Raw genomic sequence first — 21930 nt, 5'->3', positions numbered from 1 at the left:
CGCGACGCTCTCGGGGCTGTTGCCCGAACGCCCGAACGAGACCAGCAGCAGCGGGCGATCCGGATCGAGATACAGCTGCGGCGCACTGACCAAGTCGGTCGTGGGCACCGCATCGACGCGCGCAGCGAGGTTGCGGTCGAGCCACGGCGCCAGGCATTCGCCGATATAGGCCGAGGTGCCGGCGCCGGTCAGAATCACCCGCGCCGTCGGGTCGCCCGACACCGGCGCGATGAAGGCGGCGATCGACTCGGCCATCTCGGCGACCAGCGCCAAGGTGCGCACGAGCATGCGCGGCTGCTGCTCGATTTCGCGCGCGGTCCACAGCGCGCCGCTGGCGGCCAGGTCGGATTCGGGCAGGCCGAGGTGTTCAGGGCTGGGCATCGGGGACGCAGGCATGGCGGTAGTCGTCGAGGACGATGGCGATGTGGGCCATCACGAGGGTGGTGGGATCGAGCGGGGCGCGGTCGGCACGCAGCGCGCGCAGCGCCTGCGGCAGGTACTGGCCGACCAGCGGCATCGGCGGCGGGCTCTGGCGCAGGTTGGCGAACAGCTGCTGGCAGGCCGCCTCGATCGCAGGATCCGGCCAGTAGTAGCGGATGCGATCGCTGAGGCTGTACTGCAGATCGATGGTCAGTGCATCGCCCTGGGCGTGGTAGTAGCGCTGCCAGTGACCGGGCTGCGCGCGCATCCGGGCCAATGCGGTCTCGCGCAACTGCGCACGCCGGTCCGGGGCGATCCACTCGCGCTCGATCGCATCCAGCGCCCACAAGGCCTCGCGCAGCGCGAAGGTCAGGCCGGGGCCGACCTTGAGGATCGCGAAGTGGTCGCGCACCAGCGCGGCCAGTGCGTCCGGGGTCTGGTAGTCGGTCGAATGCGCCTCGAACACCAGACCCGGGACCTGCTCGATCGCGGCGCTGAGCGCGCGCGCGGCGGCCGGCACGTAGTCGATGACCTGGTGGTGGTCGAACTCCACGCCCGGCTGCACCACCGAGGCGATCACCCGCGTCCACGCAGCTTGCAGGCCGGCGGCTGCGAACGCGCCCCGGTGGGCCTCGATCGTCGCCAGCGCAGCCTCGGGCGCGGTGACTGCCAGGCCCTCGATGGCCTCGGTCGCGCCACCGGGCACCGGCACCTCGGTGCCGATCACGTAGACCGGCGGCTCGCCACCGGCCCGGGCATGGGCGGCCTCGGCCGCGCGACACAGCCGCACCGCACGCTCGACGATCGTGGCTTCGGGCAGCGGCACCGGATCGTCCGCGCAGGCCATCGAACAATCGAGATGGAGCTTGCGGAAGCCCGCGGCGACGTAGGCGGCGACCATCGTCTCGGCCTTGGCCATCGCCGCCTCGGCCTGGAGCGCGGTCCAGGGATTGGGGCCCAGGTGATCGCCGCCGAGTGCGATACGCGCCTGATCGAAGCCGACCTGCCGGGCGATGCCGCCGACGAAGGCGACGAAATCGACCGGGGTCATGCCGGTGTAGCCGCCGTCCTGGTTGACCTGATTGCAGGTCGCCTCGATGAGCACCAGCGGCAGGGCGTGGCGCTTGGCGTGGTGCAGCGCGGCCTCCAGTACCAAGGGATGGGCGCAGCAGATGGAGGGGATGCCAGCGGCGTCATCACGCCGATGGCGGGCGACCAGCTCGAGCAGGGCGTGCATCGCGGTCCTCGTATCAGAAAGGGGGGCGGGCGCCGCTGGTCAACAGGCCATCGGGCGTGCGCACAAAAGAGTCTGCGACGAAAGACAATGCTTAGCAACGTTTTCTTTCGTTTCTAACGATTCTGGTCCGTTGCGATGCTGGGCAGGCAGTTGAGGCCCGGGCGGGTCTCGCTGGGCCCGCTTGCCTGATCGATGCCGGATCTCGCGCTCGGGAGCGTGGGCGTATGCCTCGGGATCAGCGTGTTCATGACGCTGCGGCACGACCCGAGGCAGGCGACCCGCGTTCAGCCTGCCCAAATTTCGTTACAAGAAGATGTTGATGCCAAACGAAACATGATTTAGGCTGGATTTCGTTTTGTAGGTCGCCCCCACAGCCACCCACATCGAGGATGCTTCTGTGAAGACCGTTCGTCCGCATCGCAATCCGCTTTTCTGCAGCATCGCGCTGGCGCTCGTGGTGCCGGCCGGCGCGTCGGCCCAGGTCCAGGACGCCGGGGACCCCGCGGGACCGGCCGACGAACGGATCGAATCGCTCGACGCGGTGATCGTGACCGGGGTGCGCGGCAGCCTTGCGCGGGCGGTCGAGCTCAAGCGCGATGCGGCCACCGTGCAGGATTCGATCAGCGCGCTGGAACTGGGCAAGTTTCCCGACGACAACGTCGCCGACTCGCTGAGCCACATCACCGGTGTCTCGATCAGCCGCACGGCAGGCGGTGAGGGCCAGAAGGTCAGCGTGCGCGGCCTGGGGCCGGAGTACACCCTGACCACATTCAACGGCCGACTGCTGGCGACCGACGGCGCAGGCCGCGATTTCGCGTTCGACGTGCTGCCATCGGACGTGATCAGCGGCGCCGACGTGATCAAGGGGGCGCAGTCGTCGTTGGCCGAGGGCGCGATCGGCGGTCTGATCAATCTGCGCTCGGCCAGTCCCTTCGATCGCACCGGCCAGCACGGCATCGTCCGCGTCGAGGGTGACCGCAACCAGATGTCCGAGCTCAACGGGCGCAAGTTCTCGGCGACCTACAGCAACACATTCGCCGACGACACCTTCGGTGTATTGCTCGGCGTGGTCTACGGCAAGCGCCGGGACCGCACCGATATCGCCGGCAACGATGGCGGCTGGACCCGCAACACCGATCCGCGGGATCCCACCTGGTCCAGCAACGCCTGGGGCGGCGACGTCGACCTCAACGGCAACGGCGAGCTCGACCCCGAGGAGTACGGCCTGATCTCGCCCGGCCAGTTCCGCGCCGGCTCGATCATCGAGGAGAAGAAGCGGCGGGCGTTCTCGGGCAAGCTGGAATGGCGCCCCAGCGATCGCTTCCGGCTCACGGTGGACGGTCTGACCACGCGGCTCGACTCGCCGCAGGTCGGCTACCAGCAGTCCTACTATCCGCTGTTCGCGCCCGGGCGTTGGTCCGACATCACCGTCCAGAACGGCATCGTCACCGGGTTCACGATGGACAACTCGGATCCGGAACTGCGGCTCAACCCCGAACTGCTCAATATGACCGAGCACCGGGTGGTCGACACCGATCTGTACGGAGCCAACGCGCAGTGGCAGGTCAACGACGATTTCACGCTCACCGCCGACGTGTACCGCTCGACCTCCAAGCGTTACTCGGGCGGCCAGGATTCCTATGTGGTCCTGCGCATGAACCAGCCCAACACCGCCCGCATCGACCTGAGTGGGGATGCGATGCCCAACGTCCGCGTGGACTTCGACGATGGTCGTTCGCTGGCCGACGGCTTCGGGACCGGCAATTTCGGCGCGTCCGACTTCAACACCCACTACATGGAACTGCGCGGTGACAACATCGTCGACGAGATCACCGGCGGCGCCCTCGGCGGCGAGCTGTTTGTCGGTCGCTCGGTATTCGACCGGCTGCGCTTCGGGGTCAATGTCACCGATCGCAAGAAGTCGCGCGACCTGATCAACAATACCCTCAATGGCGGCGCCGATTACTACTCGGGCGACAATGCCATCAACGTCGGTGATTTGGGGGCGGGCGTGATCTCGCAGTCCCTGGCGCCGCCGAGCTTCATGAGCCGGGTCAATGCGGTCTTCCCGAGATCGTTCATCGCCTTCGACGTCCCCAATTACCTCGGCCATCTCGCGCAGTACGACGGTCGGCCGCGTGCGGACGGCACGCCCTACGATTTCTCCAACGCCGCGCCGCAATGGAACCCGCTCGAGAGCTACCGCGTCTCGGAGAAGACCAACGCGTTCTACGTGCAGGCCGACTTTGTCGGTGAACGCTGGCGCGGCGATATCGGCATGCGCGTGGTCAAGACCGACACCACGGCCCATGCCTGGGACGCCAAGATCCTGCAGATCGTCGAGAACGGGACGTTCAACTACACCGCGGTCTACGACACCCCGAGCGCGATCGAGCAGAAGGGCGACTACACCTTCTACCTGCCCTCGGCGAACTTCATCTGGAGCTTCACCGACGACCTGCAACTGCGCGTGGGCGTCGCCAAGACCATGGCCCGGCCGCCGGTCGACAAGCTGGCGCCGACCAATACGACGGCCAGTGTGTCCTGGGGCGAGTTCACCCAGATCTACGGCGGCAACGTCGATCTGCAGCCCTACAGTGCCAAACAAGGCGATCTGTCGCTGGAGTGGTACTTCACCGACCGGTCTATCTTCAACGTCGCGGTGTTCTACAAGCGCATCGCCAACCAGATCACCACCAGTTGGGAGCCGGGCCAGGACATCGGTGTCGGTCCCATCGTCGATGCCGACGGGACCCCGGTGAGCACCGGCCCGACGCTGTTCAACGTCATGCGTCCGATCAACGGCGACTACGCCAAGGTGCGTGGCATCGAGGCGGGGCTGCAGCACTTCTGGGACAACGGCTTCGGCTTCCGCGCGCAGTACACCCGCAACTGGGCACGCAGTTGGGTCGGCGAGTTCGAGCGCCCGCTCGAAGGCATCGCGCCGTCGGTGTACTCGCTGGGCCTGATGTACGAGAAGGGTCCCTGGTCGATCGGCGCCACCGCCGATCACACCGATGGCTTTGTGACCGCGATCAATGTGCTGGGCGAGGGTTACAACGAGCAGTCCGACCCGATCACCTGGCTGACGGCGCATGCTTCCTACGCCGTCAACGACCGCTTCACGATCTCGCTGGAGGGCAGCAACCTGCTCGACGATGAGAGCACGTCCAGCATCAACGGCAACCCGCTGTTGTCGCAGGGCTACTACCGCTATGGCCGCTCGGTCACGCTGGGCTTGAGCTACCGGTTCTGAACGCGTTCGACGCGGCCGGTCCGGGCGTCGCCCCTGGACCGGCCGCTATCCCATGCCGGCGACGGGAGGGGTAGATCATGGAGCATCATCGAGATCGGCTGCGCATTGCAGCATCGGCCATGCTGTTGGCGGTCGTCGCAACCGCCAATGCGGGCCTCACGCGGCCCCAGGCGCCGGATGGCGCACCGACTTCGGCGCAGGCACACGGGAGCGCGCATGCAGCAGGCTCGGGCGCACGCTTGGTCAAATCAGCGCCCCTCGCACGCGCCGGCGCGGCAGTGCCTCGACGCGGCAAAGCGGCCTACGTGCCGGTCCCGCTGCAGGCGACGATCGATCGCGTGCAACCGATGACTGGCATCGTGTTGTGGAACGACAATGCGTCGGGCCTGGCGGCGCTCGGCGACGACGTGCAGCTGGAGTTCGCCTACTTCAAGTACAGCGATGTCGTGACCGCGTCGGGCGCCTACGACTGGTCGCAGGTCGACGCCCGGCTGGCATCGGCGGCGGCACGCGGTCACCAGATGATCGTGCGCTTCCACGACACCTATCCCGGCCACACCACGATCTCGATCCCGAGCCACGTGGCCAATGCCGCCGACCACGTGATCGACTACAGGAACGTGGAGGGCGAGCAAACCTTCGTGCCCGACTGGCGCTCGGCCACGTTGCGGGCCTTCATTCTCGACTTCTACACCAAGTTCGCGCAGCGTTACGACCTCGACCCGCGCCTGGCCTTCCTGCAGGTGGGCTTCGGCTCCTATGCCGAGTATCACCTGTGGGACGGGCCGCTGACCCTGGGCCGCACGTTTCCGTCGAAGGCGTTCCAGCAACAGTTCCTCGAGCACCTGGGCGCCACGTTCGCGCAGACGTTGTGGTCGCTGTCGATCGATGCGGCGAGCGCGACCTACTCGCCGTTCTCCGCCGTGTCGTCGTTGCGGCAGCTGCGCTTCGGGCTGTTCGATGACTCCTTCATGCACGAGACGCATTCGAGCAGCAACAGCGAGTACAACCGCGCTTCGTGGCTGTTCTTCGGCAACACCCGCTACCAGGACAGCCCGGCGGGCGGTGAGTTCAATTACTACAGCGACTACGACCAGGCGCATGTGCTCGATCCCAACGGGCCCTGGGGGCGCAGTTTCGAATCCTTTGCTTCGCAGTACCGCATCAGCTACATGATCGGCAACGACCAGCCGGGCTATCAGACGCGCGCTCGGATCCGACAGGCCGCGATGGCGACGGGCTACGCGTTCCGGATCACGGCGCTGTCGAGCGACGGCGAATGCGTGCAGATGTCGGTGCGCAACGAAGGCGTCGCGCCGATCTACTACGACGCCTGGCCCGCGGTCGACGGCCATCGCCTGGGCACATCGCTCAAGGGGCTGCTGCCCAGTGCCGAGCGTTCCGCGTCGGCCTGCATCGGCCCGCATGCGATCGCCTCGCTGACGGTTGCGATCGAGAGCGACCGGCTCGTGCCGGGGCAGCAGATCCAGTTCAACGCCTCGCTGCCGTAGGCCAAGCGTGGGGCCGGGCGGCTGGCCCACCAACGAGAACGGGCGCCGCAAGGCGCCCGTTCGTCGTGTCACTGCAGTGGTGCGGATCACTCAGTAGCGGTAGTGGTCCGGCTTGAACGGGCCTTCGACCGGCACGCCGATGTAGTCGGCCTGGGCCTGGGTGAGCTTGGTCAGCTTGACGCCGATCTTCTCCAGGTGCAGCCGTGCCACTTCCTCGTCGAGGTGCTTGGGCAGCAGGTAGACCTTCTTCTCGTAGCGGTCCTTGTTCGCCCACAGATCGATCTGGGCCAGGGTCTGGTTGGCGAACGAGTTGGACATCACGAAGCTCGGGTGGCCGGTGGCGCAGCCCAGGTTCACCAGACGGCCATCGGCGAGCAGGAAGATCGCACGGCCGTCCGGGAAGACGTACTTGTCGACCTGCGGCTTGATGTTGATCTGCTGCACGCCCGCCAGCGCCTTGAGCGCATCGACCTGGATCTCGTTGTCGAAGTGGCCGATGTTGCAGACGATCGCCTGATCCTTCATCGCCTGCAGGTGCTCGGCGGTGATGATGTCCTTGTTGCCGGTGGTGGTGACATAGACGTCGCCGCGGCCGAGCGTGCTCTCGATCGTGTTGACTTCAAAGCCTTCCATCGCCGCCTGCAGCGCGCAGATCGGATCGATCTCGGTCACCACGACGCGGGCGCCGTAGGCGCGCAGCGAGGCGGCGCAGCCCTTGCCGACGTCGCCGTAGCCGCAGACCACTGCCACCTTGCCGGCCAGCATCACGTCCATCGCGCGCTTGAGGCCGTCGGCCAGCGATTCGCGGCAGCCGTAGAGGTTGTCGAACTTGGACTTGGTGACCGAATCGTTGACGTTGATCGCCGGCACCAGCAGCGTGCCGGCCTGCGCCAGCTGGTAGAGACGGTGCACGCCGGTGGTGGTTTCCTCGGAGACGCCCTTCCAGTCGGCGACCACGCGCGTCCAGTAGCCCGGACGTTCGTTGGCCACGCGCTTGAGCAGCGCCTTGATGACCTGTTCTTCGTGCGAGCTCGCGGGCTCGTCGACCCAGGTGCTGCCGTTCTCGAGCTCGTAGCCCTTGTGGATCAGCAGCGTGACGTCGCCGCCGTCGTCGACCACCAGCTCCGGACCGGTCAGCGTGCCGTCGGCCAGGGTGAAGGTCAGCGCGTCGAGCGTGCAATCCCAGTACTCCTCCAGCGTCTCGCCCTTCCAGGCGAACACCGGCGTGCCGGTCGCGGCGATCGCGGCGGCCGCGTGGTCCTGGGTCGAGAAGATGTTGCACGAGGCCCAGCGCACGTCGGCGCCGATGTCCTTGAGCGTCTCGATCAGCACCGCGGTCTGGATGGTCATGTGCAGCGAGCCGGTCACGCGCACACCCTTCAGCGGCTGGGTTGCGGCGTGCTTGCGGCGGATCGACATCAGGCCCGGCATCTCGTGCTCGGCGATGTCGAGTTCCTTGCGGCCCCAGTCGGCCAGCGAGATGTCGGCGACCTTGTAGTCGCCATCCTGGGAGAAGGCGCGCTCGGCGCCGGACTTCAACTGTGCGTTCATTGCATGCTCCGTACGGAATGCGATCGATGCATTCGCGATGACGGGCGCCGTTCGCAGGGCACCTGCGCCGAGCCTGGCCATCGCAGCGCCCGCTTGTGCGGGGGCGTGTCGTGGACGAAGCCACGCGATGGTCGCAGCGCCCCTCGGCGAGGCGATCCCCATTCTATCGCAGCTCGTCGCTGGCGGCGGGGCAGGCACTGGATCGCGGCCGGCTGGCGGGAGGTCCGGCGCGGCTTGGGTTCAGGCGTCAGCTGTGTATGGCGCCACTGCACTGTGACCTGCTGTGATGCCACTGCAGTGCAGGGCGTGCAACGCAAGTCCCGTCGGTCCCTGGCCGGCACTGGCTGCGCGGCAGGTATGCTCGACGGCCTCGTGTGCCTTTTCGGATCGCCTTCTGATGCCTGCAACGACCGCCCGTCGCCGATTGTTCCTCGCCGTCTCCGCCACCTTGCTCGTCGCCTCGCTCGGCGTCGCCCCCGCATTCGCGCAGACCGCGCCGGCGGTCGTCTCCGAGGATGGCGGCTACCAACTGCCGCCCGAAGCATTGCGCGCGATCGTCGATGCGCCGCGTCCGCCGCGCCTGTTATTGAGTCCCAAGCGCGACCTGGCCGCCTTCCTGCAGACGCCGGCGCTGCCGTCGATCGCCGAGGTCTCCCAGCCCGAGCTCAAGCTCGGTGGCATCCGGATCAATCCCAAGACCTACTCGGCCAGCCGTGCCTCGTACGTCAGCGATGTCTGGCTCAAGCCGATCGACGGTGGCGCCGAGCAGCGCATCGCGGGCCTGCCCGAGCCGCTGTCGCTGGCCTCGCTGTTGTGGTCGCCCGACCAGCGCCACATCGCCTTCAGCCAGGTCGACACGCACGCGGGCGAAGTGCAGCTGTGGCTGGTCGACGTGGCGACGCGGCAGGCGCGGCGTCTGCTGTCCCAGCCGCTCAACGCCGTCGTCGGCAATGGCTTCGAATGGATGCCCGACGGGCAGTCGCTGCTGGTGCGGCTGCGCCCGCAGGGGCAGGGTGCAGCGCCGCAGGACGATGGCGTGCCGGCCGGCCCCAATGTCCAGGAGACCGGCGCCGGCGGCACGGTGCAGCAGTTGCGGACCTACCAGGACCTGCTGCGCAGCGAGCAGGACGCGCGGGTGTTTGTGCATTACATGACCAGCCAGCTCGCGCGCGTGTCGCTTGATGGCACGGTGTCACCGATCGGCGCGCCCGGCCTGACCGTCAGCGCCACCGCATCGCCCGACGGGCGTCATCTGCTGCGCCAGCAGATCGATCGGCCGTTCTCCTACCAGGTGCCGTACACCCGGTTCCCGCGCCGGATCGAGGTGGTCGGACTCGATGGCCAGGTCCAGCACACGGTGGCACGCCTGCCGCTGGTCGAGGGTCTGCCGGTCGGCAACGACGCCGTGCCCACCGGCGTGCGTTCGGTCGCCTGGCGCAGCGACGCACCGGCGACGCTGGTCTGGGCCGAGGCGCAGGACGGCGGCGATCCGGCGCGCGAGGTCGCGGTGCGCGACATCGTCTATGCGCAGGCCGCGCCGTTCCGCACCAAGCCGAGCGAACTTGCACAGCTGTCGATGCGTTACGCCGGCACGCAATGGGGCAATGGTGAACTTGCGCTGCTGACCGAGTACTGGTGGAAGACCCGCCGGATCCGCGAGTGGCGCCTGCATCCCGATGGCGGCGCCGCGCCGGTGCTGGTGCGCGACGGCTCCTACGAGGATCGCTATGCCGACCCGGGCATGGCGGTGACGATGCCCGACGACAATGGCAACAGCCGGCTGCTGATCGCCGCCGACGGCCAGAGCATTTACCGCATCGGCGACGGCGCGTCGGAAGAGGGCGACCGGCCGTTCCTGGACCGGCAGCACCTGGCCGACGGCCGCACCGAGCGGCTGTTCCACTCGCAGGCGCCGGCGTATGAGGCGCCGGTCGCGGTGCTCGACGCACAGGCCACGCGGCTGCTGACCACCCGCGAGACCCCGGCCGAGCCGGCGAACTTCCTGCTGCGGCGCCTGGACGACGCCGATGCCGCACCGACGGCGCTGACCGCGTTCGCGCATCCCACGCCGCAGCTGCGCGACGTGCACAAGGAGCTGGTCCGCTTCAAGCGCAAGGACGGCGTCGACCTGAGCGGCACGCTGTACCTGCCGCCGGGCTACGACGCACAGCGCGACGGCCCCTTGCCGCTGCTGATGTGGGCCTATCCGGGCGAGTTCAAATCCGCAGACGCCGCGAGCCAGGTGACCGATTCGCCGTATCGGTTCAACGCGGTCGGCTACTGGGGACCGCAGGCGTTCCTGGCGATGGGCTATGCGGTGTTCGCCGACGTCTCGATGCCGATCATCGGTGAGGGCAATGCCGAGCCCAACGACACCTATATCGAGCAACTGGTCGCCAGCGCCGAGGCCGCGGTGGACGAGGTCGTGCGCCGCGGTGTGGCGGATCGTCGTCGGATCGCGATCGGCGGGCATTCCTACGGCGCGTTCATGACCGGCAACCTGCTGGCGCACTCGCGGCTGTTCGCTGCCGGTATCGCGCGCAGTGGCGCTTACAACCGGACGCTCACGCCGTTCGGCTTCCAGGCCGAGGAGCGCAACTACTGGCAGGCCCAGGAGACCTATCTGCGCATGTCGCCGTTCAACTACGCCGGGCAGATCAAGGATCCGATCCTGCTGATCCACGGCGAAGAGGACAACAATTCGGGCACGTTCCCGATGCAGAGCGAGCGCATGTTCGCCGCGATCAAGGGCCTGGGCGGCAACGCCCGGCTGGTGATGCTGCCCAAGGAATCGCACGGCTACCGGGCACGCGAATCGATCCTGCACATGCTCTACGAGACCAATGTCTGGCTCGATCGTTATGTGAAGCATCGCCCTGACGCGCCCGCCGCGCCGTAAACGGCGCGGCCGCCGCAACGCCCGATCCAACGTCGGGCGTTGCGGCCGCGATCAGTGCAGGGCGCTGACTAGCGTGCCCATGGCGGCGCCGGCAACGCGGCGACCGCTTCGCGCAGGCTGTTATTCCAACGCTCGCGGATCGAGCGCAGGTAGGCGTCCTCGTCCTCGAAGCGCTGCTGGACCTCCAACTGCAGGCTGTCGCGGCGATAGACCACCAGGTCGATCGGTGTCCCGACCGACAGGTTCGAGCGGATCGTCGAGTCGAACGACACCAGCGTGCACTTGGTCGCGGTGACCAGGTCGGTCTGCCGGGTCACCACCCGGTCGAGGATCGGCTTGCCGAACTTGATCTCGCCGGTCTGGAAGAACGGGGTCTCGGGCGTGCTCTCGATGAAGTTGCCTTCCGAGTACACCAGGAACAGTCGCGGGGGCTCGCCGCGGATCTGGCCGCCGACGATGAACGTGCCGCTGGGGTCGATCCCGCTGTCGCGCAGGTAGGCTTCGTCGCGTGCACGGATCTCGCGCATCGCATCGCCGATCGCCTGGGCGACCTGGAACATCGACTGCGCGTTGCGGATGCCCGGCGTCGCCGGTTCGTGCCGGTCGCGATGCTCGATCAGGTTGAGCACGTTCTGGGTCAGCGACAGGTTGCCGGCCGACAAGGTCACGACCACATAGGCGCCGGGTTCGGCGAAGACCCGCATCTTGCCGGCACGGCGGACATGGTCGACGCCCGCGTTGGTGCGCGAGTCGGAGGCCAGCACGAGCCCCTCGTCGAGGTTGAGGCCGATGCAATAGGTCATGGGCGGGGCGGGTACAGCGGAGCGGACGGTCATTGTGCCCGCTACGCGGGCGGCATGGCACCCGTCAGGCCGTGGTCTGCCAGGGGGCCTGAACCTGCGTCTGCGCCGGCGCCGGTACGGCGCGGGTGGTCATGAACTGATGGTGGATCTCCGCGCCCAGCCGGGTCAGCCGGGTCATCGTGTCCTGCAACCAGGGTTCCAATCCGCCGGCGATGATCTCGTCCATGCGCGCGTAGCGCGACTGCGCGGCCAGCGCGCCGGCCTGGCGCGCCACTTCCACCGACGCACCGCCGGTCAGCGACTGCAGGATCGAGGAGATCGCCTCGACGCAGGTCTGCAGCGAGCGTGGGTTGTCACCGTTGAGCAGCATCAGCGCCGCCACGCCGGCCGGGCTGACCGACTCGCGGTAGAGCCGTCGATAGGTCTCGAACGCCGACAGCGCCTGTAACAGCGCACTCCACTGGAAGTACTGCACCGCGTCGCGCGCCTCGCCGGTCTCGGGCAGTTCGTCGTCGCTGGCGATCATGTCCAGCAGCCGGATCGACCATTCGGCGCGCTCGATGAACGCCCCCAGTTGCAGGAATTGGTAGCCCTCGCCGCGGCCGAGCGTGCCGATCGTGATGCCGCGAAACGACGCCGAGCGGGTCTTGACCCATTCGAGCGTGTTGCTGAGCCCGTTGCGGCGCAATTGCGCGGCATCGAGCCTGCGGATCTCCAGCCACGAGCTGTTGAGGTCCTCGTACATTTCCGAGGTGATCGCCACACGCTGGGCGCGGGCGTTCTCGCGTGCGTTGCGGAAGCAGCTGTGGATCGAGCTGGGGTTGTCGGGCGCCAGCAGCAGGTGCCCGACCACGCCCTCGGCATCGATCCGGCCGTGGCGTTCGAGGAACGGCTGCACCAGCCCGAGCGAGTCGAGCGAACGCCGCCACGCGGCGGCCTGCGCCTTGCCGCGATCCAGGCGCTCAGGCAGCAAGGCGATGCGTTGTGCGACATCGAGCAGGCGCGCGGTGTTCTCGGCGCGTTCCATGCTGCGCGCCACCCAGTACAGATCGTTCGCGGTGCGACAGAGCATGCGTGCGGCCTTAGTTTTCCATGATCCAGGTGTCCTTGGTGCCGCCCCCCTGGGACGAATTGACCACCAGCGAGCCTTCGCGCAGCGCCACCCGGGTCAGCCCGCCCGGCACGACCTGGATGCGGCGGCCGCTGAGGATGTAGGGCCGCAGGTCGATGTGGCGCGGGGCCAGCCCGCTTTCGACGAAGGTCGGGCAGGTCGACAGCGATAACGTGGGCTGGGCGATGTAGTTACCGGGGTCGGCGAGGATGCGGGCACGGAATGCCTCGATCTCGGCCTTCGTCGAGGCCGGGCCGACGAGCATCCCGTAGCCGCCGGCGCCGTGGACTTCCTTGACCACGAGCTCGGGCAGGTGCGCCAACGCGTACTTCAGGTCGTCGGGATTGCGCAGTTGCCAGGTCGGTACGTTGTGCAGGATCGGCTCCTCGCTGAGGTAGTAGCGGATCATCTCCGGCACGAACGGATACACCGACTTGTCGTCACCCACGCCGGTGCCGGGCGCATTGGCCAGGGTCACGTTGCCGGCGCGGTAGGCGCCGAACAGCCCGGGCACGCCCAGCATCGATTCGGGCCGGAACACTGTCGGGTCGAGGAAGTCGTCGTTGATGCGGCGGTAGATCACGTGCACGCGCTGTGCGCCGCGCGTGGTCTGCGCATAGACCATGTCGTTCTGCACGAACAGGTCGGCACCCTCGACCAGTTCCACGCCCATCTGCTGGGCCAGGAAAGCGTGCTCGAAGTACGCCGAGTTCGCCGCGCCCGGCGTGAGCACGGCCACCACCGGGTTGTCGATATTGGCTGGCGCACATTCGCGCAGCACGTCCAGCAGTGCGTCGGGGTAGCGCTCGACCGGCGCGATCTGCTGGCTGGAGAACAGCTCGGGCGTCAGGCGCGCCATCATCCGCCGGTTCTCGAGCATGTACGACACGCCCGAGGCGACTCGCAGGTTGTCCTCGAGCACGTAGTACTCGCCGTCACCGGCGCGCACCAGATCGATGCCCGAGACATGCGAATAGGTGTTGCAGGCGACCTGCAGGCCCTGCATCTCCTTGCGGTACTCGCTGTTGTCGAGGACCAGCGCCGCCGGAATACGGCCATCGCGCAGGATGCGCTGCGGGCCGTAGACATCGCCCAGAAACAGATTCAGCGCGTGTACCCGCTGGCGCAGACCGGCCTCGAGCATCCGCCATTCGGCGGCCGGCACGATCCTGGGCACGATGTCGAAGGGGATCAGCCGCTCGGTGCCCGACTCCTCGCCGTAGACCGAGAACGTGATGCCGACGCGGTGGAACGAGATCTCGGCCTCGCGCCGCTTGTGGGCGACCTGCTCGGGCGGGGTGCGTTGCAGCCAGTCTTCGAACGCGCGGTAGTGCGGCCGGACTGCGCCCTGTGCATCGCGCATCTCGTCGTAGCTGGCTGACATCGAAGAAGCTTCCCCTGGCTGTCCTTGGCGCCGCACCGTGCGACGAGATATAGCATGTCGCCCGCCGGGTGCACGCCGGGTGAGACGATGGGGCGCCCGTGGAGCAGGGGAGCGGGCCGGCCCGCCGGGCCAAACGACGACGGGCCGCTTGCGCGGCCCGTCGTGGCAAAGCGGCGGAACGCGCCGGTCTTACTTGAGCTTGGCGTCGGCGCGCAGGGCCTCAGCGCGGTCGGTCTTTTCCCACGAGAACGCAGTGGCGGTGTGCTGTTCGCCAGCGCCGTCGGTGTAGCTGACCTGCTGCGGCTTGCGGCCGAAGTGGCCATAGCTGGCCGTGCGCTGGTAGACCGGGTGGATCAGGTCGAGCATCTGGATGATGCCGTAGGGGCGCAGGTCGAAGTGGCGACGGATCAGCTTTTCGATCTGCGCGTCAGGGATCTTGCCGGTGCCGAACGTAGTCACCGAGATCGAGGTCGGCTCGGCGACGCCGATCGCGTACGACACCTGCACCTCGCAGCGCTCGGCCAGGCCGGCCGCGACCACGTTCTTGGCGACATAGCGCGCGGCGTAGGCAGCCGAGCGGTCGACCTTCGACGGATCCTTGCCCGAGAACGCGCCGCCGCCGTGACGAGCCCAGCCGCCATAGGTGTCGACGATGATCTTGCGGCCGGTCAGGCCGCAATCGCCCACCGGCCCGCCGATGATGAACTTGCCGGTCGGGTTGATGTGGAACTTGGTGCCTTTGTGCAGCCACTTGGCCGGCAGCACGGGCTTGATGATCTCCTCGCGCACCGCCTCGATCAGATCCTTCTGCTTGACGCCCGGATCGTGCTGGGTCGACAGCACGACCGCGTCGATCGCGGTCGCCTTGCCATCTTCGTAGCGCAGCGTGACCTGGCTCTTGGCATCGGGGCGCAGCCACGGCAGCGGCGAGTTCTTCTTCTTGCGCACCTGCGCCTGGCGCTCGACCAGACGGTGCGACAGATGGATCGCGGCCGGCATGTGGCTGTCGGTCTCGTTGGTCGCGTAGCCGAACATCAGGCCCTGGTCGCCGGCACCCTGTTCTTCGGGCTTCTTGCGGTCCACGCCCTGGTTGATGTCGGGCGACTGCTTGCCGATCAGGTTCAGCACGCCGCAGGTCTCGCCGTCGAAGCCGACGTCGGAGCTGTCGTAGCCGATGTCCAGGATCACCTTGCGGGTCAGCGCCTCCAGGTCGATCCACGCGCTGGTCGTCACCTCGCCGGCGACGATCGCCACGCCGGTCTTGACCAGCGTCTCGCAGGCCACGCGCGCGCGCTTGTCCTGGGCCAGGATCGCGTCGAGCACGGCATCGGAGATCTGGTCGGCAATCTTGTCCGGATGGCCTTCGGAGACGGACTCGGACGTGAAGAGATAGCTGGACATCAGGGCTATATCCCTATATTCGGATGAAAAGATGGCCGCGAATGATACACCCCCGGCCGGCGCAACGCATCTTGTCGTCCTGTGTGTTGCCGGAGAGTTAAGGGCGAGGCAATCGTTGTCCCTCAACTCGCGGTGTACCTGCGCCATCGGGGGGGGGGGCTCGACACCTGCCGAGCACTATTCCTTGGGCGAGTGCATCGCTGCGCAGCGCTGCCGGGCGGGCGCTGATCGGGAGGGCAAAAAAAGGGCCGCCCAAGGGCGGCCCTTCTGCTGCTTCCATGTCCTCGTCGAGTCAAAGATCCCAGCGGATCGTGAAGCGTGCGTAGCGAGGTGTGGTATAGCTCACGATGCGGCCTGCCTGGTTGTAGGGCACGCCGGGACCGCCGTTCTCTCCATACTCGATCCGATTCTGCTCGGTCTGCGAGTTGAAGACGTTGAACACATCGACTCCGAACTCCACTCTGGAGCCCGCAAACTCGGGTCGGTAGGCGATGCCCAGATCGAGGACCTTGGTCCACGGCAGGCGCCCGGCACTTCCGCGAGGTGTTGCCTGGTTGTTGCAGTAGAAGTAGTAGGGGCCACCGTACGCGTAGTACGCATTGAACTCCTCGTTCTCCGGCGTGTCCGGGTAGTAGCCCATGCAGTTCTTCGGGCGTCCGGAGTTAATCCTGGCGCTCGCGGATACCCGCCACTCGTCGGTGATCTGATATGCGCCGAACGCTTTGATGTAGTGGCGGCGGTCGTTGGGCAGGTAGCCGTTGGCATTCTCCATCAGCTCCGGATGATCCCAGTCCTGGGTCTGGGACACGTCTTCCTGGCCGATGTCCGACTTCAACTGTCCCTCGGCGTTGCCGTAGCTTTTCGACAGGGTGTAGTCGATGCGGCCGAACCAAGTGCCATCAAATGGGCGTTCGATGAACAGGTCCAGGCCCTGATAGTTGCGCTTGAGCTCCGGGAACCCGAGTTGCTCTTTGCTCAGCGCCACTTCGACCAACGTGCCTGTTCCGTCATCGAGCTGGAAGGTATTGGCTTCGCCTGGATTGAATAGACGGCAGTTGGCAAGCTCGTTGCCCAGGTTGTCGGCGACCTCTTCCGAATAGCCGTTGGCGATCCCCCAATTGTAGGCGGGGCGATAATCGCACATGTCGTCGATGGCACTCTGCAGGCGGCGATACACGTAACGGGCGCCGTAGGTGAACATGTCGCCTACCGTGCTCTCAAACCCGAGTGCGATCTCGTCCTGGTAATGCGACTTGAGGTCTTTTGCGGCGACGGAGGCGGGATCGGGCGCTTGGCCATACTCTCGGTTGGTGGAGTAAGGGCCGTCCCCCAGGGGCGTGGTTCCGATTGGCACGCCAGTCACTGGGTCGATACCCGCGAACGCAAAGTACTCATTCGTGTAGAGCGAGCCGGCAGCGCCACGCAGCGCGACGTTGTTCGGCATCGCCAGGTGGTACCGGCCAGCGTTCGCGAAGACCTTGAGCGACGAGTCGCCCAGCACGTCCCAGCTCAGGCCGATGCGCGGCGCCCACTGATTCTTCTGCTCGACGTAGATGACGTTGTCTGCGTTGTAGTTCTCGAAGTTCTCGTTGCGTACGCCAAGCGACAACAGGAGGTTGTCGGTGACCTGCCAGCGATCCTCGAGGTAGTAGCCCCATTGTTTGACGCTGAAGGTGCCGCCGTTCGCATACTTGTATTGGGACACGTAGTCGCCGCTGCCGCCGGGGCAAACTGCGCCGCCGCCGCCTGGGATCGGCGTGCCGCCGGCATCGGGGCCACAGGAGTCGTAGATCCAGCGATATCCGGGGCCCGAGGTGACTTGGCCCGCACGTGATTCCGAATCCTGCCGGTCGTAGCCGAAGCGTACGAGATGTGCTCCAAGGTCCCACTCCAGATCGAGGCGACCGCCCTTGGTTTCGTCGTAGGCGTCAGGAAAATCAAGCTGCGCATACGAGCCCCGTTGGATAGGGTTAGCGACGGAGCGGGAGTCGCTGACGTAGACGACCGACGAGTCGTAGCCGACCGGGTCGGCGATGTGGTCCTGCTTCTGGGTGCCATAAAGAGCGGTCAGGGTCAAAGAGTCGGTCAGGTAGCCCGTGTACTTGCCGATGTAGAGCTCGCCGCCATCTTCGTAAAGGTAGCCGCCGGTCTTCTCGGTGCCCCGCCGGTAAGTGTCCGCCCCGGGGTCGTAAGTCAACCCGTAGTAGCTCACCGACTCCTTTTCGACGTCGGAGACGGCAGTCAATTCAAGCAAATGATCGTCGCTGATCTGCCAATCGATTTTCGCCATCCAGCGTGGGAAGTCAAAGTCGCTGGGTTGATAGCCGTTCTGAGCGTTGCCTGGGCGTGACAATACGCCGACTTGCTCACGCTTGGTGATCTCGCCGCCGGCGTACAGGAACAGCTTGTCCTTGATCAGGGGGCCGCTGGCGCTCACGCCGTACGAGAACTCATTCACTGAGATCTCGTCGCGCTTCTGATAGACGAGCCCGTCGCTCGGCGTGCCGTTATCGGGGTAGATGATATTCTTGTAAGTACCGCGCAAGCCTGAGGGGGTGTAGGTCACCAGCCCCCCGAACTCCCATTCGTTGCCGCCACGCTTGGTGACGATGTTGGTCACGCCGCCGGTCGCACGGCCAAATTCGGCGCCGTAGCCGCCGGTGATGATCTGTGCCTGGTTGATCGCATCGAATGGAAGCGTTGTCGAACCAATGTTGGTCAGCGGGTTGGTGACGGCATAGCCATTGATATAGACAGCATTCTCGGAGGCCGCTGACCCACCGAACGATGCGGCGCCCGGATATCGGGAATCCGCCTGCACCACGCCGGGGGCGAGCAGCGCGACGGCTTCGATGCTCCTGCCAACGGTCATGCGCTCGAGGCGGTCGGCTGTGAAGACCGTGCGGCTGTCGGTCTGAGAGACGTCCGTGACGGGAATAACGGTGCCGCGGACCTCGACTCTGTCCAGATCACGGACCCCCGCCGCTGCGCCGAATGAAACGTCTGTGCCGCTGGCGATCGTAACGACGACATCTTCGCGCACCGCAATCTGCTCCGAGCCGCGCTGTTGAATGACTGTGTAGTTGCCGTCTGGAAGAGAGGTGGCGCGATAGCGGCCGCTTTCGCCGACCTGAACGCTCCGGGTCTGGCCCGTGTTGGTATTGCGGATCACGATGGTCGTGCCAGGTTCTGCCTGACCGAAAATGATGCCGGTGATGTTCGACTGGGCAAAAACAGCCCCAGAGGAAAGCGCGGCTGCCATCGCGACTCCGAGTGCTGCCTTGCGAAGCGGTGCGGATCTGCTACCCATGGAATGGATTCCCTTACGTAATGGAGTTCTTTGCGCCCGACTCGTCGACCCTCTTAACGAATCTGTAATATTCGTATCATGGCGTTCATCTTCCCGCAAGTATTCTTCTTGTTGTTGGCTCCTATTTGGTGTAATGAATACGGGTGGCATAGGGGGCTCGATACGTTGTGGCAAGCTCCTCGCCATGGATTCCCTGACCCAGATCGTCCTCGGTGCGTCGGTCGCCGCGGCCGTCGTGCCGGCGGCCCATCGCCGGGCGGCGTTGCTGGCCGGTGCTGCGCTGGGCACCGTGCCCGACCTCGATGGTCTGGTGATCGCGCTGCTGACCGATGACCCGGTGCTGCGGATGACCCTGCATCGCGGGATCACCCATTCGGTGTTGGTCCTGCCGCTGGCCGCCGCCGCGCTGTGGTGGGCGCTGCGCCGCTACGGCAACGGTCGGGTTGCGGCCTCGCCGGGGCGTTGGTTCTGGGCAATCCAGCTCGCGCTGGTCACGCACCCGCTGCTCGATGCGTTCACGGTCTATGGCACGCAGTTGCTGTGGCCGTTCCGGCCGCCGCCGGCGATGTGGTCGAGCGTCTTCATCATCGATCCGCTGTATACGATCTGGTTGCTGATCGGCGTGCTGGTCGCGGCGTTTGCCGGCGCGCGCCAGGTCGGCGGCCGTGCGCTGGCGGTCGGGCTGGCGTTGAGCACGGCGTATCTGGGCTGGTCGCTGGTCGCCAAGTCATGCGTCGACCGCGAGGCCGACCACGCTCTGGCGGCGCTGGGCCTGGCGGATGCGCCGCGCTTCTCGGTGCCGATGCCGGGCAACACCGTGCTGTGGCGGGTGGTCGCGATGACGCCGGACGGTTATGTCGAGGGGTTCCGGTCGCTGGTCGCCGACCGCGGCCCGATGCAATTCGCAGCCTATCCGTCCGACGTTGCCGCCCTGCGGGCGAATGCCGCGCTGCCGGCGGTGCGGCGGCTGGCCTGGTTCAACCACGGCTTCATGGGCGCGACGGTCGTCGATGGTCGGCTGCAGCTCAGCGACCTGCGCATGGGCAACGAACCCGACTACTTCTTCCGCTTCACCGTCGCCGAGCGCACCGCCGCGGGCTGGGCCGCGTTGCCGCCGACCCAGGCGCCGATGGCGCGTGACCTGGGGGCGACGTGGAGCGCGACCTGGGCACGGATGTGGCACGAGCCGCCGGTGCAGGAAGCGGCAGACCGTCCGGCCATCGGCAGCCACTGACGCCGGGCGTGCGAACGCGGCCTGTCAGGCGGCCAGCGTCGGTTGCGCCTCGCCCGCGATGAGCGCGTCGAAGTAGGCGCGTGTGAGCGCGAGTTGCTCCTGCGCCGTATCGGCGCGGTTGACCACGGCGCGGAAGGCGTGGTGCTCCGGCCGGTCCTTCGCGTACCAGCCCAGATGCTTGCGTGCGATGCGCACGCCGGAGGTTTCGCCGTAGAACGCGTGCAGCGCCTGGAGATGGCCGAGCAGGATGTCGCGGATCTCCTGTAACGACGGCGGCGGCAGGTGCTGGCCGGTGGCGAGAAAGTGCGCGATCTCGCGGAAGATCCAGGGCCGGCCCTGCGCCGCGCGACCGACCATGACCGCGTCGCATCCGGTGTGACGCAGTACCGCCTGTGCTTTTTCCGGCGAGTCGATGTCGCCGTTGGCGATCACCGGGATCGACAGGTGCGCCTTGATTGCCGCGATCGTGTCGTACTCGGCGCTGCCGGTGTAGTGCTGGTCGCGGGTGCGGCCGTGGACGGCGAGGGCGGCGATGCCCGCGTCCTGCGCGATACGCGCGATCGTCGGCGCATTGCGATGCGCCGCGCACCAGCCGGTGCGGATCTTCAGCGTTACCGGCACCTCGACCGCGGCGACCACCGCTTGCAGGATGCGTGCGACCAGCGCCTCGTCCTGCATCAGCGCCGAGCCGGCCCAGGCATTGCAGACCTTCTTGGCCGGGCAGCCCATGTTGATGTCGACGATCTGCGCGCCGTGCGCGACGTTGTGGCGCGCCGCCTCGGCGAGCATGGCCGGCTCGGTGCCGGCGATCTGCACGCCGACCGGCGCCGGTTCGCCATCGTGGTCCATGCGGCGCAACGATTTTTCGGTGCGCCAGAAGCGCGGATCGCTGATCGTCATCTCCGACATCGCCAGGCCAGCGCCCAGGCGTTTGCACAGCTGCCGGAACGGCTTGTCGGTGACGCCGGCCATTGGCGCCAGCACCACATTGGGTTCGATGCGGTAGGGACCGATCTGCATGCGCCCATTGTCGCCGATCGGCGGACCCGGGTCTCGCGCCTGGCGCCCGAGTTCAGCGACGCAGCTGGTAGAGCTCGAAGCGCGGGCCGTCGACGTCGAGCACCATCAGCAGTTCACTCTCGCCGGTGCGCACCAGGCGGCCGACGCTGTCGCCCTCGACGCGCGCTGCCGGTGGCGTGGGCCAGTGGCGGCTGTAACCGGGGGAGGGGTCGTCATTGACCGATTGCGAGCCCAGGAATGCGAGCGTATTGCGATCGATCGGCAACAGCCGGCCCTGCCGGCGCTGCGAACCGCTGGTCTTGGCGAATGTCAGCACGCCGTCGTGGCGCGCGATCGTGGCATCGAACCAGGGATAGGCGTAGGCGCCGCCGCGGCCGTCGAACTGCAGCGAGCGGACCTGCCAGGCGCCGGTGATCGTGCCCAGTGGGCGTCCGCTTGCGGCCAGCGCCAGTGCCCGTCGCGCGTCGGCCAGCACCGGGTCATGGTCGTCGAGCGCCAGGTCGAATGTGGGCTCGGCGAGGATGGTCTCGCGGTCGGCTGGCCAGGCCTGCGCGCGCCAGTCATCCGGCGCCGTGTCGTGTTCGTCCGCCCGCGCCGGCGCCGCCGTCTCGGTCACGGGCGCGACAGCGGCGTTCGCGGAATCGACCGCAGTCGGCGTGGTGGCGGGCGACGCCGGTGATGGCGCCGGGGCGGCCGGGCCGCAGGCTGCCAGGACGATCAGGACCGCCAGGCCGGCGCCGACACGCAGCCGCACAGAACGTGAACAACAGGGCATCGGCAGGACTCCGCCGCG

At 67.0% G+C, this 21930-nt stretch carries 13 protein-coding genes, 1 pseudogene and 1 riboswitch; of the genes and pseudogenes, 4 read left to right on the top strand and 10 right to left on the bottom strand.

The window, feature by feature from the left end:
• Both WAF18_RS16925 and WAF18_RS16920 read right to left on the bottom strand, forming a co-directional pair.
• Positions 1-381: pseudogene (locus WAF18_RS16925) on the bottom strand (sugar isomerase); the annotation flags it as partial.
• Positions 368-1657 (bottom strand): D-tagatose-bisphosphate aldolase, class II, non-catalytic subunit, encoded by a 1290-nt coding sequence (locus WAF18_RS16920; RefSeq protein ID WP_337246142.1) that lies wholly within the window; start codon positions 1655-1657, stop codon positions 368-370. The pseudogene WAF18_RS16925 and the gene WAF18_RS16920, both read right to left, overlap by 14 nt.
• A 397-nt stretch (positions 1658-2054) precedes the next feature.
• On the opposite strand from WAF18_RS16920, the gene WAF18_RS16915 reads away from it, so the two are divergent.
• Positions 2055-4913, top strand: coding sequence for a TonB-dependent receptor (locus tag WAF18_RS16915; RefSeq protein ID WP_337246141.1), 2859 nt, complete (start codon positions 2055-2057; stop codon positions 4911-4913).
• Positions 4914-5251: 338 nt separating this feature from the next.
• The gene (locus WAF18_RS16910) at positions 5252-6424 is read left to right on the top strand and encodes a hypothetical protein (RefSeq protein ID WP_337246140.1); all 1173 of its coding nucleotides are present in this window, start codon (positions 5252-5254) and stop codon (positions 6422-6424) included.
• 90 nt (positions 6425-6514) lie between these two features.
• Here the strand turns inward: WAF18_RS16910 and ahcY are convergent, their stop codons facing one another.
• Positions 6515-7975 (bottom strand): adenosylhomocysteinase, encoded by a 1461-nt coding sequence (ahcY, locus tag WAF18_RS16905; RefSeq protein ID WP_183426709.1) that lies wholly within the window; start codon positions 7973-7975, stop codon positions 6515-6517.
• 35 nt (positions 7976-8010) lie between these two features.
• A riboswitch (S-adenosyl-L-homocysteine riboswitch) is annotated at positions 8011-8126 on the bottom strand.
• Positions 8127-8372: 246 nt separating this feature from the next.
• On the opposite strand from ahcY, the gene WAF18_RS16900 reads away from it, so the two are divergent.
• Positions 8373-10874 carry a prolyl oligopeptidase family serine peptidase gene (locus WAF18_RS16900; protein ID WP_337246139.1) on the top strand — a complete coding sequence of 834 codons (2502 nt, stop codon included), beginning with the start codon at positions 8373-8375 and terminating at the stop codon, positions 10872-10874.
• Between the two features lie 68 nt (positions 10875-10942).
• Here the strand turns inward: WAF18_RS16900 and WAF18_RS16895 are convergent, their stop codons facing one another.
• The 5 genes from WAF18_RS16895 to WAF18_RS16875 form a co-directional block, all read right to left on the bottom strand.
• Positions 10943-11677 (bottom strand): peptidase, encoded by a 735-nt coding sequence (locus tag WAF18_RS16895; protein ID WP_337246138.1) that lies wholly within the window; start codon positions 11675-11677, stop codon positions 10943-10945.
• Between the two features lie 64 nt (positions 11678-11741).
• Positions 11742-12749 carry an alpha-E domain-containing protein gene (locus tag WAF18_RS16890; protein ID WP_337246137.1) on the bottom strand — a complete coding sequence of 336 codons (1008 nt, stop codon included), beginning with the start codon at positions 12747-12749 and terminating at the stop codon, positions 11742-11744.
• Positions 12750-12759: 10 nt separating this feature from the next.
• Entirely contained in the window at positions 12760-14172 is a 1413-nt protein-coding gene (locus WAF18_RS16885) for a circularly permuted type 2 ATP-grasp protein (protein WP_337246136.1), read from the bottom strand.
• Between the two features lie 189 nt (positions 14173-14361).
• On the bottom strand, positions 14362-15573 hold the full coding sequence (gene metK / locus WAF18_RS16880; RefSeq protein WP_337246135.1) for a methionine adenosyltransferase: 1212 nt from the start codon (positions 15571-15573) through the stop codon (positions 14362-14364).
• Positions 15574-15865: 292 nt separating this feature from the next.
• Positions 15866-18883, bottom strand: a complete 3018-nt coding sequence (locus WAF18_RS16875; RefSeq protein ID WP_337246133.1) for a TonB-dependent receptor — start codon at positions 18881-18883, stop codon at positions 15866-15868.
• A 184-nt stretch (positions 18884-19067) separates the two neighbouring features.
• On the opposite strand from WAF18_RS16875, the gene WAF18_RS16870 reads away from it, so the two are divergent.
• Positions 19068-20117, top strand: coding sequence for a metal-dependent hydrolase (locus tag WAF18_RS16870; protein ID WP_337246132.1), 1050 nt, complete (start codon positions 19068-19070; stop codon positions 20115-20117).
• 24 nt (positions 20118-20141) lie between these two features.
• Here the strand turns inward: WAF18_RS16870 and dusB are convergent, their stop codons facing one another.
• Positions 20142-21137, bottom strand: coding sequence for a tRNA dihydrouridine synthase DusB (gene dusB, locus WAF18_RS16865; protein WP_337246130.1), 996 nt, complete (start codon positions 21135-21137; stop codon positions 20142-20144).
• A 52-nt stretch (positions 21138-21189) separates the two neighbouring features.
• A complete protein-coding gene (locus WAF18_RS16860) occupies positions 21190-21912 on the bottom strand; it encodes a DUF4893 domain-containing protein (RefSeq protein WP_337246128.1) in 723 nt (240 codons plus the stop codon).
• Positions 21913-21930: the final 18 nt, after the last annotated feature.

Source organism: Luteimonas sp. gir, assembly GCF_037198055.1.
Classification (GTDB): Bacteria; Pseudomonadota; Gammaproteobacteria; order Xanthomonadales; family Xanthomonadaceae; genus Luteimonas; species Luteimonas citri_A.
The sequence above is the reverse complement of the archived record's forward strand: the minus strand, read 5'-3'. Positions and strand labels throughout refer to the sequence as shown.

Bases quoted from the DNA above. Each gene is read 5' to 3' on its own strand.
- WAF18_RS16920 (WP_337246142.1), bottom strand. From the start codon at position 1,657: ATGCACGCCCTGCTCGAGCTGGTCGCCCGCCATCGGCGTGATGACGCC.
- ahcY (WP_183426709.1), bottom strand. From the start codon at position 7,975: ATGAACGCACAGTTGAAGTCCGGCGCCGAGCGCGCCTTCTCCCAGGAT.
- WAF18_RS16900 (WP_337246139.1), top strand. From the start codon at position 8,373: ATGCCTGCAACGACCGCCCGTCGCCGATTGTTCCTCGCCGTCTCCGCC.
- WAF18_RS16895 (WP_337246138.1), bottom strand. From the start codon at position 11,677: ATGACCTATTGCATCGGCCTCAACCTCGACGAGGGGCTCGTGCTGGCC.
- WAF18_RS16890 (WP_337246137.1), bottom strand. From the start codon at position 12,749: ATGCTCTGTCGCACCGCGAACGATCTGTACTGGGTGGCGCGCAGCATG.
- WAF18_RS16885 (WP_337246136.1), bottom strand. From the start codon at position 14,172: ATGTCAGCCAGCTACGACGAGATGCGCGATGCACAGGGCGCAGTCCGG.
- metK (WP_337246135.1), bottom strand. From the start codon at position 15,573: ATGTCCAGCTATCTCTTCACGTCCGAGTCCGTCTCCGAAGGCCATCCG.
- WAF18_RS16875 (WP_337246133.1), bottom strand. From the start codon at position 18,883: ATGGGTAGCAGATCCGCACCGCTTCGCAAGGCAGCACTCGGAGTCGCG.
- WAF18_RS16870 (WP_337246132.1), top strand. From the start codon at position 19,068: ATGGATTCCCTGACCCAGATCGTCCTCGGTGCGTCGGTCGCCGCGGCC.
- dusB (WP_337246130.1), bottom strand. From the start codon at position 21,137: ATGCAGATCGGTCCCTACCGCATCGAACCCAATGTGGTGCTGGCGCCA.
- WAF18_RS16860 (WP_337246128.1), bottom strand. From the start codon at position 21,912: ATGCCCTGTTGTTCACGTTCTGTGCGGCTGCGTGTCGGCGCCGGCCTG.